At 41.6% G+C, this 15,475-nt stretch carries 14 protein-coding genes; 6 read left to right on the forward strand and 8 right to left on the reverse strand.

Annotated features, from left to right (window positions below; genetic code table 11):
* Window positions 1-69 precede the first annotated feature (69 nt).
* Window positions 70-1,761 (reverse strand): DNA mismatch repair endonuclease MutL, encoded by a 1,692-nt coding sequence (mutL, locus tag H6G14_RS12540; protein WP_190567730.1) that lies wholly within the window; start codon window positions 1,759-1,761, stop codon window positions 70-72.
* 276 nt (window positions 1,762-2,037) lie between these two features.
* On the opposite strand from mutL, the gene H6G14_RS12545 reads away from it, so the two are divergent.
* Window positions 2,038-5,148, forward strand: coding sequence for a DUF4912 domain-containing protein (locus tag H6G14_RS12545; protein ID WP_190567731.1), 3,111 nt, complete (start codon window positions 2,038-2,040; stop codon window positions 5,146-5,148).
* Window positions 5,149-5,351: 203 nt separating this feature from the next.
* Here the strand turns inward: H6G14_RS12545 and H6G14_RS12550 are convergent, their stop codons facing one another.
* Together H6G14_RS12550 and H6G14_RS12555 are read right to left on the reverse strand one after the other, a co-directional pair.
* The gene (locus H6G14_RS12550) at window positions 5,352-5,648 is read right to left on the reverse strand and encodes a hypothetical protein (protein WP_190567732.1); all 297 of its coding nucleotides are present in this window, start codon (window positions 5,646-5,648) and stop codon (window positions 5,352-5,354) included.
* 118 nt (window positions 5,649-5,766) lie between these two features.
* Complete coding sequence (locus tag H6G14_RS12555; protein WP_190567733.1) at window positions 5,767-6,549, reverse strand: ABC transporter permease; 783 nt, start codon at window positions 6,547-6,549, stop codon at window positions 5,767-5,769.
* A 48-nt stretch (window positions 6,550-6,597) separates the two neighbouring features.
* Here H6G14_RS12555 and H6G14_RS12560 point away from each other — a divergent pair, with 48 nt between their 5' ends.
* A complete protein-coding gene (locus H6G14_RS12560) occupies window positions 6,598-6,999 on the forward strand; it encodes a DoxX family protein (protein ID WP_190567734.1) in 402 nt (133 codons plus the stop codon).
* Between the two features lie 141 nt (window positions 7,000-7,140).
* On the opposite strand, the gene aroF is transcribed toward H6G14_RS12560, so the two are convergent.
* Window positions 7,141-8,013 (reverse strand): 3-deoxy-7-phosphoheptulonate synthase, encoded by an 873-nt coding sequence (gene aroF, locus H6G14_RS12565; protein WP_190567735.1) that lies wholly within the window; start codon window positions 8,011-8,013, stop codon window positions 7,141-7,143.
* Window positions 8,014-9,102: 1,089 nt separating this feature from the next.
* On the opposite strand from aroF, the gene H6G14_RS12570 reads away from it, so the two are divergent.
* The 3 genes from H6G14_RS12570 (at window position 9,103) to H6G14_RS12580 (ending at window position 11,885) form a co-directional block, all read left to right on the forward strand.
* Window positions 9,103-9,597, forward strand: a complete 495-nt coding sequence (locus H6G14_RS12570) for a hypothetical protein (protein WP_190567736.1) — start codon at window positions 9,103-9,105, stop codon at window positions 9,595-9,597.
* A 425-nt stretch (window positions 9,598-10,022) separates the two neighbouring features.
* Window positions 10,023-10,676 carry a pentapeptide repeat-containing protein gene (locus tag H6G14_RS12575; RefSeq protein ID WP_010997199.1) on the forward strand — a complete coding sequence of 218 codons (654 nt, stop codon included), beginning with the start codon at window positions 10,023-10,025 and terminating at the stop codon, window positions 10,674-10,676.
* A gap of 264 nt (window positions 10,677-10,940) precedes the next feature.
* A complete protein-coding gene (locus H6G14_RS12580; protein WP_190567737.1) occupies window positions 10,941-11,885 on the forward strand; it encodes a class I SAM-dependent methyltransferase in 945 nt (314 codons plus the stop codon).
* Window positions 11,886-12,065: 180 nt separating this feature from the next.
* Here the strand turns inward: H6G14_RS12580 and H6G14_RS12585 are convergent, their stop codons facing one another.
* Window positions 12,066-12,557, reverse strand: a complete 492-nt coding sequence (locus H6G14_RS12585) for a hypothetical protein (RefSeq protein ID WP_190567738.1) — start codon at window positions 12,555-12,557, stop codon at window positions 12,066-12,068.
* Window positions 12,558-12,888: 331 nt separating this feature from the next.
* On the opposite strand from H6G14_RS12585, the gene H6G14_RS12590 reads away from it, so the two are divergent.
* Window positions 12,889-14,406 (forward strand): FAD-dependent oxidoreductase, encoded by a 1,518-nt coding sequence (locus H6G14_RS12590; protein WP_190567739.1) that lies wholly within the window; start codon window positions 12,889-12,891, stop codon window positions 14,404-14,406.
* Between the two features lie 58 nt (window positions 14,407-14,464).
* On the opposite strand, the gene H6G14_RS12595 is transcribed toward H6G14_RS12590, so the two are convergent.
* Genes H6G14_RS12595 through H6G14_RS12605 form a run of 3 tightly spaced genes read right to left on the reverse strand, consistent with a single transcriptional unit; the run spans window position 14,465 to window position 15,175 of the window.
* Window positions 14,465-14,668 (reverse strand): chlorophyll a-b binding domain-containing protein, encoded by a 204-nt coding sequence (locus tag H6G14_RS12595; protein WP_011317722.1) that lies wholly within the window; start codon window positions 14,666-14,668, stop codon window positions 14,465-14,467.
* Window positions 14,669-14,713: 45 nt separating this feature from the next.
* A complete protein-coding gene (locus H6G14_RS12600; protein ID WP_190567740.1) occupies window positions 14,714-14,926 on the reverse strand; it encodes a chlorophyll a-b binding domain-containing protein in 213 nt (70 codons plus the stop codon).
* A gap of 45 nt (window positions 14,927-14,971) precedes the next feature.
* Window positions 14,972-15,175: a chlorophyll a-b binding domain-containing protein gene (locus H6G14_RS12605; RefSeq protein WP_010997193.1), complete on the reverse strand. Its 204-nt coding sequence runs from the start codon at window positions 15,173-15,175 to the stop codon at window positions 14,972-14,974.
* Between the last annotated feature and the right edge of the window lie 300 nt (window positions 15,176-15,475).

Consider the following 15,475-nt stretch of genomic DNA (forward strand, 5'->3'; position numbering starts at 1 on the left):
TTGACTGTTGACTGTTGACTGTTGACTGTTGACTGTTGACTGTTGACTGTTGACTTATTTTGAATTGATTCATATACCGTGACTTTTGCCAATCACCCAATGACGACGGAAAAACCGAGATAAGGAAGATTCATCTAATGACAAATAAATCGGCCGACCGTGGGGACAGGTGCGGGGGTTGCGAGTGCGTTGCCAATCGTCTAGTAATTTCTGCATTTCTGGCAAACTCATGGGAGTACCGTTGCGAATAGCACTGCGACAGGCGACGGCTACTTGGGCTGTTTGTAAGTCGCCTCCCCAACTGAGTTCTAAAATAGCTTCGGCACAGTCTTCACGTTGTTGTAACATTGCTGGCAAGTTACGCACTGCCCAAAGTTGTTCGCCAAAGATGTCAATATCTAAACCGATGCGTTGCAGTTGGGCAACTTGGGCTGGGGATAGTTGATAAAGAATAATTGGTGGTTCAACGGGAATAAGTCGCCAGCTATCACACAATTGTTCGTATAAAACTCGCTCATGGGCAATGTGCTGTTCTACTAGCCACATTCCCCCAGGATGTTCTGCGACTATATAAGTGTTACTAACTTGGGCTACTGCTTTTAGGTAGTGCTGAGTGTTGTCTGCTGGATTTGGGTTTTGAGGATTAAAGTTATAGTTTCCCTTTTCTTCGGCGGCTTTGAGTAGTTGACTAACTCGCGTTGTCTGGACAGATTCTTTTATATTGGCAGCGCTAATGCGTAGTGCTTGGTTAATGGCTTGAGTCACTTGTTCTTGCCAATAACTCAAATCCTGGAGGTAAATTTCTGTTTTCGCGGGGTTGCGGTTCCAGTTGATTTGGTCAGGGGAAATCAGAAGATGGAGAAAACAAAGGGGGTAGCGATCGCGTGGTAATGTTCTGTGGAATGCTGCCAAAATTGTTTGTTCTAATTCTGGCGACTTAATCATCCGTCCGTTAATTGCTACCCGTACCCAATCTGGACGATGGCGATGACAACGGTCTGGTAATCCTACAACTAGGGAAAGTGTTGTGGCGTTTGGCTCGATGTTGGTGCTGAGTGGTGGGTTTTCTGGGTTGGGTATCTCTAGCTTGATTTCTTGTAAATCACCGGGACGTAGTTGGGGAAGAAATTGGGGTATGAGTTGCCCGGCTGAGGCGGCGGGGGAGATGGTGAACCAAATCCGGTCATTTTGCCAAACTTGCCAGGTGGTTTGGGGATGACAAAGAGCGATTTGTTGAATTGTGGCTTGCACAGCTTTCATTTGCTGTGCTGTTGTGGGTAAGCCTTGACGACGAGCCGCACAACTGGCGAATAAATTCGAGACTGTGACTACTGTACCAGGAGCGATCGCTGTCGCTTCAACTTGAGTTGCTTCCCCATTATCACCATAAACCACTCGCCAGCCCACATTTTCTGGGGCGCGACTGATAATTTCTACATCTGCTAGTGTCGTTAAACTATGTAGTGCTTCACCCCGAAATCCCAAACTATGAATTTTCCACAAATCTGCACTAGAACGAATTTTACTGGTGCTGTGGGCTGAAGCGGCTTGTTGCAAATCATCTAAGTTCATCCCGCAACCATTATCTGCCACACGAACACGCCATTGCTGCGGCCATAAATAAACTACAATTCTGTTTGCACCTGCATCCAAGGAATTTTCTACCAATTCCCGCACTACAGCAGCAAATGAGTCGATGACCTCCCCTGCTGTAATGAGGTACACGACTTCTTGAGGTAAAGCTTGAATAGTAGATGCCATAAACTATAGTTTATAACTTTTGGTACAGCAGTCAACAAGAGGCAGGGGGAAGGAGGCAGGGGGGCGGGGAGCAGGGGGAAACTTTCTCCCCAGTCCCCTATCCCCGCTAAATTTTACAGATTAATTAAAATTTAAAGTATTTAATCATACTAAGTAAATTAACAATGTGAGAATAAATATTGACACCAGATGTATAATTAGCCAGTTTATTCCTGTATAACAAGATAAATTTAAAACTTATTCGTTTTCTGTTCCCTGTACCTGAATAGGAGCATTATGTGGCAAAAAAATAAACAAGATAGTGGCATAGTGAATCTGGCATTATTGTTTGCCTTAACAACTACCCCCATCGCAGCAAATCTATTATTGTCAGACCCGATGCTGGCACAATCGGAGACTGACACACCCACTTTTGCGCTACCGCAAACCGTGGAAAGCGGAACGACGGTGCGGATTGATGGCTCAAGTACCTTGATAGCGGTGAATCAAAGCCTAAAACAGGGTTTTGAGCAACAGTTCACTGGTACAAGAGTAGATGTAGCTACTAATGGTACAGAAGCTGCTCTCAAATCTGTATTAGCTGGAAATATCGATGTGGCGGCTATTGGTCGTGGTCTGACCCCGGAAGAAAAAGCCCAAGGCCTGGAACAGGTCAGGTTACATCGGGAAAAGATAGCCATTATTGTTGGGGAAGAAAATCCCTTTAAAGGCAGCTTGACCGATCGCCAATTTGCCAGAATTTTTCGCGGACGCATTACTAATTGGTCACAACTAGGAGGGTCATCAGCTAAGATTCGGGTGATTGATCGCCCTAGCACCAGCGATACCCGCGAAGCATTAAATAACTATCCAGTCTTCAAGGCTGCTAAATTTGCTACAGGCTCAACTGCGACTCAGGTAACAGAAGACAACACCGCCGAAATTGTCAAACAGCTAGGTAAAGACGGGATCAGCTACGCCAGAGCCAATCAAATATCTAAATTGCCTGGTGTGCGGGTACTTGAATTACACGATACCCCACCAGATGACCCTAAATATCCTTTTTCTCAGCCGCTAGTTTACGTTTATAAAAAGAATCCTAGTCCAGCGATCGCCGCTTTTCTCGGTTTTGCTTTAGCATCACCAGGACAAAAAGCAATAGAAACGGCAAGAGCAGCTGAAGCAGAAGCGATCGCTAAAGATGCAGTCCAACAAGCATCCTTCACAACCGCCAATTCTCTGGCTACACCAGCAGCTAACTCTTCCCCCACAGCAGAAACCACACCAGCAATCAATTCCTCTCCCATTCTGGAAACTACACCCACCGCTAACACTTTTCCTAATGCTGCTAGTACCAGCGCTAATGTGAATCAGCCTGCGATCGTAGCTCCCCCGGAAACACCTAGATTGGATCGCTCCTTATTATGGTGGTTGTTGTTGCCAGTAGGGGCTATCGCTGGACTCTTATTGTGGTTTGTCAAACGTCCATCCGCAACTAAAGTATTAGAAAGCACTACAGAACCCATTTCTGGTGAGACGGAAACATCTGCCACTGAACCATTAGTAGAAAACCGCAATGGGCTACATCCTGCCGTAAGTGATGGCAATACTGTGACCGCAGTTGCAGGGACAAGCACAGTAGCATCCCCCACCACAAATACCACGGCTGTAGCTGATCAAGAGCCGAAAAACACCAATTACACAAGTAATTATCAAGTAAAAATCCCGCCTGAATTGGAGCAATCACCTTGGGATATGGAAGCACCCGCATCTGTGGTTAACACTTCCTATCCTCAAATGATTGAAGTAGGGAAAGCGCCCACTAATACAGAAACACAAACAACAGATATCGCCCCAGAAATCCCCGAAATCTCATCTACTGGGGACAATCATCACCCAATCACAGAAGAACAACCCCAGGCACCAGAGAATTTAGCAGATCAGACTCATGGGGAGCCAGAAGATAACCAAGAACCCGAATTAACAACTTATCCAGTTAGCGAAGATACATCTGAGATAGTAGATTCACTGCCAGAATTACCAGACTTTGAGGCGATTTTTGCCGATGAACCAGAAGAAAATAGCGAAGTCGCTAACAACTGGACAGCCCCAATTATAGAACAGACAAATATCTCATCTGTTGATGCACAGGTAGAGGAAACCATAGCAGCGATCGCCTCGACTGAATTACCCCAACAAGAAACAACGGCGGAAGTAACAGCTTCACTGCCAAAATTTGCCGATATTCCCGAAGATGCGCTCAATTTGGTAGCTGATGCAGCCGAAATTCATGAGGGTGGCACACTGGAAAATCCAGAATATCTGACTCCAGCTAGTTTAGGGGCTTTAGCCGGTGGTGCAGTCTTAGCAGGTGTAGGGGTAGAAACCTGGGTTGGGAAAAATGATGTTGAGGAAAGTGACACATCCACAGTGCCAGCATCACCTAATACTCCTGAAGTAGCCACAACTGAGAAGTTAGCAGACGAGGAAGAAGACAGTAATATTGTCCTTAGACCCCGTAACCCTGAATGGGCTTATGTTTCTTGGTATATTTCACCTAGTGATCAGCAAAAGTTCCAGGCTCAAGGTTCCTCAGAATTGGCATTGAGGCTTTATGACATTACTGGCGTTGATTTGAGTTACCAAAATCCCCACCAGGCACAGCAGTATGAATGTGAGCCAGGAACAAGCGATCGCTATGTACCCATTCCGGCGATCGAGCGTGATTATATAATCGAAATTGGCTATCTAAGCGGCGGTGAACACTGGACTACTATTGCCCGTTCCCCCAGCGTCCACATCTTTGATCGTCTACATATAGACTCTCTGTCGCCAAATTTACCAGGAATAGACGAAGCCAGCAGTGTTGTCTTCCAGCACCGCACTTCCAAATGGGCTTATGTAAGTTGGGACATTTCCCCAACTCATCAGCAATTACTCAAGGATGCCGGGATTTCCCAGTTAGCACTACGGCTTTATGATGCCACCAATATTGACTTGAGTTACCAGCGCCCCCAATTGGTGCAGCAATATGAATTTGATGAAATCACCCGCGATCGCTATGTGTCAATTCCCCAGAGCGATCATGACTATATGACAGAAGTTGGTTACACTACCCCAGAGGGTGAATGGGTAACTATCGCCAGTTCCGACACTGTTCGTGTCTTTAGTAGTCCTCAAGGAGATTTTTGGTTCTTAGCAGATACTGAGTTAATTATCCACGGAGCCACAGATCCAGGTGCAACAGTCAATATTGCCGGCAAACCAATCACCCTCAAATCTGACGGCACTTTTCACCTGCGTGTCCCCTTCTCTGAAGACTTGCTAGATTATCTGATCACTGTCAATAGTGGAGAACAAAGAAAAACCATCCGTAAGAAGTTTGTTCAAGAAACTTCGGAAAGCTAAAACAGCTATGCAGCTATCTGGGATTGGTAATTGGTAATTGGAACTTCTGGTCAATTACCAATTGCCTACTACTAGGGAACACCAAAAAATAAATTATCCGAAATTGATGGTTTGGTAGGGTGCATCAGTATGAATAATGTCTGAGTATAGTTAGGTGATATCGCACTGACGCACCCTACTGGATATTTTTTATCTAGAAGTTCCTAACATTCTGGTAAATTTTTCTCAGCATAATTGCAGTCAAAATAAATTAGAGCATCCCTTGTAGAGGTAAATGCTCTAGTTGTGGTGTAGGGGCTACTGTCGTGACTTGCGTCACGTAACCAGATTTTGAGATAGTAACTTTTGTTATCATCACTAGACCATAATTCGTAACGATACTTACCTCCCGTTCCTTGACTGCTGAGGTAGTCAGCTAGTGCTAGACTTGATGTCCCCAAAACGCTAAATGCTGTCAGGAAAGGAATTATAGCTAGTTTGAGTGTCTGGTTTAATTTCATAAATGCACACAAAAATTACTCCCTCTAGCTTCATTTATGAATGTATCTTTTTGGCTCAGTAATAACTTTGAATCTTATGTAAAAATATCGTAATCTAGCAGCAAGAAATTAGCTGTTACTAACTCGAAGCGCTGGTATAAAACCGCAAAGCAAAGCTCCAAAACTTGCTGGAAGCCCAAAAAAGCACCGCAGCCAAGACTAATGCACCTAATAACCAAGGAATTTCCACTCTACCTAATATGACTTCGGCTGGCACAGTAGTTAAAAATGTTACTGGAACTATAAAAGTGAAGAAAAAGCGATAAGCGGCAGGGTAAGCTACCATCGGATATCTACCCGCCTCTAATAACCCCCGTAACACCTCAGTAGCGTTATATATTTTTACAAACCAAATGCTAGTTGCACCTAGTATAAACCAAAGACTGTAAAGAATTATCAAACCGCACAATAACGGAATGATGCTTGGTAGGTAGTTAGTAATTCCCAAGCCCAGGCGTTTACCTGCATAACCAATAATCACTCCACCAAAAATTAAATCTGGTACTCCCCACGGGGATATGGTGTGAGTGGAAAGCCAAAACTGACTACGTATAGGTTTGAGCAGAACAAAATCTAAAGTCCCTTCTTGGACATGGCGAACAATACGGTTGAGATTGGGAGCAAGAAAGGTAGCAGAAAATCCTTGCAGTAAAGTAAAAATTCCCAACACTACTAAAGCCGCTTCCCATGACCAGCCACTAAAAGTATAGCCATTCCGGTAAAACAAGAATAGTCCAAACAGACTGCCTGCTAAATTGCCTATACTACTGAGGGTAGCGATGAAGAAGTTGATACGATATTCTATCTCAGCAGCGATCGCTGCACTCCAAAATAGTTTTAGTACTTTCCAGTATCTTTGCATTTTGCACCCCTAACCCAATTTCACTACCTGAATCTGGAGCTATCTACCATGTTAAAAAAATACATTCCTTTGGTCGCTCGTTCTTTTCTGGCTGTGATTTTTATTTACGCTGGCGTGAACAAAGTCTTGAACTTTGCCCAGACTAGTGAATCTATGGCTAAAGCCGGACTACCTATTGTAGGAGTACTACTAATTTTTACTATTGCATTTCAGATATTAGGCGGGCTGTCTATTATTCTCGGCTATAAAGCAGAGATTGGCGCGATTTTACTGATCATTTTCCTCATTCCTGCTACCATCGTGTTTCATAATCCCTTTGCTGACCCTAGTCAATTCAATAATTTTTTCAAGAACTTGTCGATTATTGGTGGACTGTTACTCATCCTCGCCTACGGTTCTGGCACTCTTAGTTTAGAAGCAAGCGATCGCTCTTTTGATAGTTCAAAATAAAACCTGATGGGATAAGGGAGACACAAAGAGGACTTACGCCCCCTACACCCCTATACCCCTACATCCTTACCAAAAGCCTTGATATTTCGTTCTCATGGGTAAGTCCTAACAAAATTATGTCTCCCCACTCCCAGGAAAAATTTAAGCCACACAACAAATAGGGGTAGGCTTGAAACCCACCCCTTTTGTTTCTGATATAGTCCGTCCCACAGCTAAAGCTACAGGCTTTAAACTATCAACCAAGCTCACCATATCTTCTAGAGATAAAGCCTGACGGGCATCAGAAACAGATTTTTCTGGTTCTGGATGACACTCAATAATTAAACCATCGGCACCACAAGCCACAGCCGCCTTAGCTAAAGGTGCAACTAGTTCCCGTTTACCAACTGCATGGGAAGGATCGACAATCACAGGTAAATGAGTAATTTGCTTGAGTGCTACTACTGCTGCTAAATCTAAAACATTGCGGGTGTAATTATCGAAACTACGGATACCCCGTTCACACAGCACCACATCTGGATTACCATGACTGACGACGTATTCAGCCGCCATCACAAATTCTTCTATTGTCGCGGCTAAACCACGCTTGAGAAGTATGGGCTTACCCGCTTGTCCTAAGGCTTTGAGCAAATCGAAGTTCTGCATATTGCGGCTACCCACCTGCAACATATCAACATAGGTGGCGATCGCCTCAATTTGAGCAATTGACATCACTTCAGTCACAACGGGCATATTGTAAAGCGATCGCACCTGAGCTAAAACATCTAATCCAGCCTCTCCCATACCTTGGAAAGCGTAGGGTGATGTGCGCGGTTTGTAAACACCACCCCGCAACGCCTGTACAGACGAGCCTTCTAAATGTTGGGCGACCGTCTCCATTTGCTCTAAGCTTTCCACTGTACAAGGGCCACCGATAATGACTAATTCCTTTCCGCCGAAAGCAACTGTTTCTGAGATTTGAACAATTGTCTGGTGATTAGGGTGAGATTGGGCAACGAGTTTAGCGTTAATCATGGTTGGATTCTCCTAAAGGGTTGGGGATTAAGGACTGGGGAGTTATTATCAATTTTGAATTTTGAATTTTGAATTTTGTAGCTTTAGCTTTCCTTCGGAACGCTACCGCGAACCCGTAGGGTATTTTGAATTGATGACTCCCTGGAGTGTTGAAAACAAAAAAGCCCAGAACCTTGGGGTTCCGGGCGCGTATGATTTATCGGCATGACGCTATTTACCCGGAACTTGGTCTGGGCCAAAAGTAAAAGCTATAAAACCAGCTAATAAAATAGGTCATGACGATGAAATTTTACTCCTGAAAAAACAAAAACCGCAGAGTTCGCTCTGCGGTTCACTGGGCGGTTTCCATTGGGAAACTTAATTCACACCCTGTGAACCGCCTTACGCCAAAAATAAAAATAAAGATTGCTGCTGATTGTACTCACGATAGTAAGCGAGAAGTATATGTATTAGGTTATCTTCCAACAAAGATAACAGAAGAATTTGGTAGCGTCAAGACCAGCAAAACTTCTAGAAAAACGATAAACTCAGTACAAATCTAAGACTAAAAACCTCTTCCTGGTAGATATATAGCGGAATGTTTATTATTAATAGACCGTTCTCAATTTAGATCACTCTTATTGCTTATGTAATGAGTAATCGATGAGCATAATTATCTGTAAATCAAACTATAACATGAGCCTATAGAGGTATTTTTTACACAAAATTATTGGATTTATGAATTAAATGCAGTACAACCTATTAGGACTTACGCATGAAAACGAAAGATCAAGGGTTTGGAGAAGGGTATAGGAGTATGAATCAATTCAAAATTCAAAATAATTATTTTACACCCCTATACCCTTAAACTCTTATACCCTTACACCCTTACACCCCTATACCCCTATACCCGGTCTCAACCGAAAATCTGGTAAATAAAAACCCATTTTCTATCAACGAAATACTGACGCTGTATTCATTTGAAATGTTGTTAGCCCAGTCTTTCCTGTTCTCAATTCCCAACGAGAAGGCTAACCTGAAAATGAGGGAAGCTCCTAATACCCCGTCGGCTCACCAGTTCCTAATTCCTATTTTCAAGACAGTTTGATTATGTCCAGGTCTAAACTTTTTACCAAACCTTTCGATACTCATGATGTTTATCCCTGTCCGGTTTGTCGAGTGGGGAAAATTTCTCACATACCATTGATGGAGGCGATGGGTTGTGATTTTTGCCACGAGATTTTTACTGTCAATATAGAACAACAGCAAATTAAGATGCCTTCTCGTCAACCTCCTTTAGTTTGGCGCTGGAATGGTTTTAACTGGGCGGAAGCTCAGTTAGAAGGTGTGGAATTAGGTTGGGGTTATGGGTTAGCCGCCACTATTTTTGTTTTACTGCCTACAACTTTGATTGGCATTGTCGCTTATTATTTTCCACCGACAGTCCATGATCCTCTAACTTGGCTGCCGTATCTTTGGACAATATTAACTTTTTTGTCACATTTATCAATTATTATTTGGATTTTGATAGAAGTTTATCAAATTCCCGTAGCTGCGTATTTTCGAGCTATCACTAGGTGGACAAATAGGCAAGCCGAAAGATAATTGCTAAAGCCTTCAGAATCTAGAATAGAGCAACAAGTAGAGTTGGATTTCCACACTCGATTCTGATTTCTGAACTCCCATCTCCGGCCTGGCAGGGAAAAAAGTTATTGATAGACTGAGTTTGCTGCGATAGGCTTATATAATGTCTGAGTACTAATGTTTTACCGTAGCATCTACAACTATGTAGAACTTACCCATGAAAACCAAAGATCAAGGGTTTGGACAAGGGTGTAGGGGTATAAGAGTATAAATGCTTGAAACCCTTACACCCCTGTACCCTTAAACCCTTACACCCGGTCTCAACAGATAATCTGTTTGCGTAAGTCCTACTATGTAAAAGTGACTACGGAACTGCCCAGTCCCTATTGATAAATATGGAGGGCTATATCTCTCATAATTAAGTTGATTCGCCACTAAAACATCTTATGAGCGAGCTGGAGCGGTATTATAGGGTATTGGAATTGGAAGTAGGGGCTACCCTTGAGGAAGTTAACCAAGCTTATAAAGATTTGGTGTTTGTGTGGCATCCCGATCGCCTACCCAAAGATAATGTCCGCTTGCAACAAAAAGCACAAGACAAACTCAAGGCTATTAACGAAGCTCGTGACAAATTACGCTCGTTAAATGGCAATGGTAAGGCTCATCATGTTTATCACCATCGCCCACCAGAACCCCAAAAATCATACCAAGAAACCCATCAGCCACAAAAACAGAACTCAGACTTGAGTGGCAAAGATTTTAGTCGGGCAAATTTGAGTAACAAAGATTTATCTGGCAGAAACCTCAGCTATGCTAACCTGAGCGGTGCTAATCTCAGTGACACTTTTATGCACAAAGTGATTCTCAGAGGCGCGGATTTGTCAGAGGCCAACTTGTTTAGAGCCAATTTACTCTTAGCTGACTTAAGAGAAGCTAATTTACGTTCTGCTAATTTAATTGGTGCTGATCTGAGTGGTGCTGACTTGCGGGGTGCAGACCTGACAGGCGCGCGGATTCGTTCAGGCGATCGCCTACTGGTAAAGTTGATAGGCGCAAACTTAAGTGGTGCGATTATGCCTGACGGGCTAGTTCATCGTTAACGAACCGTGCTGAGTTGGAAATTCTTGTTTTAAGCTAAATTTCCCACTGATCAATCAGTTATTTGGTTAAAATCTATTTCGATTCCTGACAGGGATTGATACAACGTGAGTTCGATGACATGAAAGACTCCATCCCCTTGTGGGTGGAATTTTCGGTAATGGGTAATTGGGACAACATTTAGCAATGACCCATTACCTATGACCAAAATCGGCTCTATATATTGTGGCTAAATTTTGGCTTACCTGATACTCAGACAATGATTTATGAACGAAAACACGGTAAAAGTAGTTAAAAATGAGTCATTTCCAGCAGGAGATTATGTTTCGTCTGGGTTTTCTACTATTCAACCAGATTCATGTTTTCCTAATATGATTTTGGGCAACAGATATGATTCTTTGTGGTTTTATCTCCGGCGAGATATTGCCCATAACTTTTATGTTGATCAGCGCCGTCAAGAGGTGGGATTTGTTAGCAGAGATGAGGCTCACATTTTATACAATACAGCTTTAAAATTTCAGGGGAAAAAAGCTTTAGAAATAGGTTGTTGGATGGGTTGGTCAGCTTGTCATTTAGCTCTAGGAGGAGTGGAACTTGATGTCATTGATCCTATGCTCGCTGAACAATTGTTTAATGAAAGCGTGACAGAATCACTGAAGTTAGCAGGGGTGAAGGAATCGGTAAATCTCATACCAGGATACAGCCCCCAAAAAGTAGAAGAGATAGCAAATCAATTTCAACGTAAATGGTCGTTGATTTTTATAGATGGTCATCACGAAGCACCAGCCCCACTTAATGATGCAATTATTTGTGAACAATTTGCAGAACCGGACGCTTTAATTTTATTTCACGATTTGGCTTCTCCTGATGTAGGGCAAGGGTTAGACTATTTGAAAGAGAAAGGTTGGAACACAATGGTATATCAAACCATGCAAATTATGGGAGTTGCATGGCGAGGTAATGTTGAACCTGTCACACATCAACCAGATGCTAATATTGACTGGCAATTACCGCCGCATTTACAAGATTATGTTGTTAGTGGTGTCAGTCAAACTGTAGGAAAAGATAAGTTGGGAGAAATTCTCAAAACACTCCAACCCTATACATTATTAAGTAAAGCCCAGTTATTCTCGCTTTACAGTCACGCAAAACAAGCATATGCCTATCTTTTTTGGCTACCGCAGATGTTAGTCAGGCGATCGCTAAAATGAAAATAAAAAACGACTAGGTTGAGCTTATACTAGCTTTATTTACCATAAATAAAGCCATTTGTAGGGGCAGAGAGGACAGGAAATAGGCTTGGAAGGCTTTTAGTATCAAAATTTTGTTACTAAAATATGTCCTCAACTCTCGGAAAACTGCCATATCTCTACAGATGGCTTTCTCTATGGTTAGCTTTTATATATTCTTATGATTGGTGTCATCTTCGGGTGATAGGGATTGCTAAGGTTTAATTTATAGAAAGCTCGGAATATATTTTCATGTTTATTACCTTTTACGGTAATGATATAAGTTGCAGCTTGGTCAGAGAGTTTTTCCACGTTTTCAATCTGTTTATTTTGAATCAGTTGGGTTTCGGTTATTTTCTTAGTTTTTTGAGAGTTAGTACTAAACAAACAAAAAACACCTGTGGAATTGGGAAGTTTTAGCACTTGTAAAAAATATTTTTCTTTATTAGCATTAAACCTCGATGTAAAGTATATAGTTGCGCGGCTTTGTGGCGGAATTTTTTGCATATTTTGTGGCGTTCTGCGATGATAGCGACAATTTTTATCAATTATCGCTTCACCAGCAATAACAGGATTTGTAAACGTTGCTACATAACTGAAAAACAATCCGATAATTGTTAAATTCAATACAATATTGATTGAGAATTTAAACATGGATGTAACTCCTCACATTATCTATGATGATGGAGTCCATTGATAAGAAGTTCCTAAGCTTATTGAATAATTAGATAATAAGCACTCATGTATTAATGAACGAGTATAAAAAGATATTTAAAGATATTACCTACTATTTAATTCGTAGAATCGACAGTAGTTTATTATATTTATGATTACTTGCTTTATAAGCTAATGTACGCCTAAATTGCATAACTAATAATATAAAACTGTTAACAGTTAACTGTTGACAGTCAACGGTTAACAGCCCTCACGATGGATTATGCAACTTAAAAGCAGAATAGCTTATTAAATCTTTATCCGTATAAGTATGCCAGAAAATAAATCAACACACGAAACAACGAAAGAGCAATCTGTATTACAACAATTTCCATTACCCACTGATGTAAATTCACATATATACGATGTGATTGTTGTTGGTGCTGGGCCTATTGGTTTGGCCACAGCTATCGGTTTACATAAACGGGGTATTGAAAACATTGTTGTATTAGATCAGACCCGTGCTTTTCGTCAGGTTGGTCAAAGTTTGGATCTTCTTCCCAATGGATTAAAAGCTCTCAGATGTTTGGATAATAATGCTTATGAAGCAGTGAAAACGGCCAGTATTACTTTTGCGAAGTCTCAGCCTAAATCTCAAAATAAAACAGAACCTGATACTGCACAAAAGTGGCATTGCAGAAATTTACAAGGACAGATAATTTACTCCATTCCTCTCGATTTTGATCAATGGGTTCAAGATTACGGTGAAGGTCGATTAACAATAACTTGGTACGATTTGCAAACAGCTTTAAGAAACTTACTGCCCCAAGATAAAGTTAAGGCTAATCACCGTTGCATCAATATTGTAGATGAGCCAGAGAATGAATATGTGCAGTTAGATTTTTTATCTGACACTACACTAGAAGCCAATCCTTATGCTCATTGGAATGACACAGATTCGGAAAATTCTGAGGATAATTTCCAACAATCAGTAACAAAATCTTTCCGAGCTAAACTAATAGTAGCCGCAGATGGAATTAACTCGACAATCCGTAGAGTTATGTATCAAGATAGTCCAAATCAAGATTTATCCAGACCTGAATATTCTGGGTTTGCCGCTATAACTTGTCAAGGTCTTGTTGATCTCCCCAAGGAATTAGAAATAGAACTCGAAGATAAGTTTTTACAAGGCTCAAGAATTGTTACCATATTTGATGGTGAAATATCCAAAAATGCGGCAGATGATACACCAGATATCAGAATATTGTTATTCCACAGAGCTAATCAGTTTGGATATATCGTACATTTGCCCGTAGCTTTGGAGTCTTTGCAAAATCCGCCTAATAATTCTTTACAAGAATTAGTTATGCAGGTATTTGCACAAGCGGGATTTCCCGATTCTCTGCGGCAATTAGTTCTTTTATCTCCACCAGCTAATATAAAACAGCGTCCATATTATGTGCATCGCGTCACTAGTTCAGATTCAGACAATAGTATAAATACATCTTCTCAAATTCAACCCAAATGGAGTGTTGGACGAGTTGTATTAGTTGGTGATGCGGCACATGGAATGCCCCCATTCATGGCTCAAGGTGCTAATCAAGGATTGGAAGATGCGTTAATAGTAGCCACACTAATTGCTAAAATTGCCCAAGGTAATGATTGGTATGACCAACAAGCTATAGATACAGCATTTGAGAAATATGAATCGCTTCGTCGCCCATTGATGGCTTATGTGCAGCAGGCAACATTAAAACGTTCTCCTTATGCTTCAGAAAAACATTGGCAAAGTTACTCTCAACAAGTTTATCAGCGTAATTTTGACGAAATAATAGAGGGGTTGTTGTAAGAATTCATGCAGAAAAATACCCGACCTGTTGGAAAGGTCGGGTCTTGATGCTGTGATTTTAATATCGGATGAGGTGTAATACATCGCGTAGGACGCTGTAGCCTGCTAAATCCCACAGCAAATAAGCCAGAAATCCAATCATTGCTAGGCGGCCGTTCCATATTTCGGCTTGTGGTGTCCAGCCGAATAGAAAAGCATTACGGTCTACACCGTTATATGCGGGTGCAACAGGTGGTAAATCAGTGGATGGACGAGTTTGCATCGTTCTTCCTCCTATAATAAAGTTGATGTTCGACTACAGAATTTTTTAGTAACCGATAAGATGTAATACATCACGCAGGACGCTGTAGCCTGCTAAATCCCACAGTAAATAAGCTAGAAATCCAATCATTGCCAAACGACCATTCCATATTTCCGATTGGGGAGTCCAGCCAAACAGAAAAGCGTTGCGGTCTACACCGTTGTATTCGGGTGCGATGGCTGGTAAGTCGGTAGAAGGACGAGTTTCACGAGTTGCCATCTTTTTTCTCCTCTAAATAAAGCTGATATTCAGTGATGAAATTTTCTAATAGCCGATAAGATGTAATACATCACGCAGAACGCTGTAGCCTGCTAAATCCCACAGCAAATAAGCTAGAAATCCAATCATTGCTAAACGTCCGTTCCATATTTCCGATTGGGGATTCCAACCAAACAGAAAAGCGTTGCGGTCTACACCGTTGTATTCTGTGGCAACTTTTGGTAAGTCAGTAGTAGAGCGAGTTTCCATTTTTTTACCCTGAATAATTGCGTTACTTAACTTTACTTTAGCTATTCATCGAGCAGATGCTTTCTGTCGGTGGGTACAAAGTATAGGCACTTCTAGGGGACTATTACTGAATACATTTCAATGCTGTCAAATACCCCTGAAGGAGGTGATAAAAATCATATTTGTAAATAAATGTAAACTTGCTAGATAAATTCACAAAAAAATAGCTTATTTAAATAAATATATTCACGGTTATCAAGCAATTAAAAACAAATTTAGAATAACTATGATTAGCAAGGCTTTTGGGTTCATATTCAGATA

The sequence above is a fragment of the Nostoc parmelioides FACHB-3921 genome, from assembly GCF_014696625.1.
Lineage (GTDB): Bacteria > Cyanobacteriota > Cyanobacteriia > Cyanobacteriales > Nostocaceae > Trichormus > Trichormus parmelioides.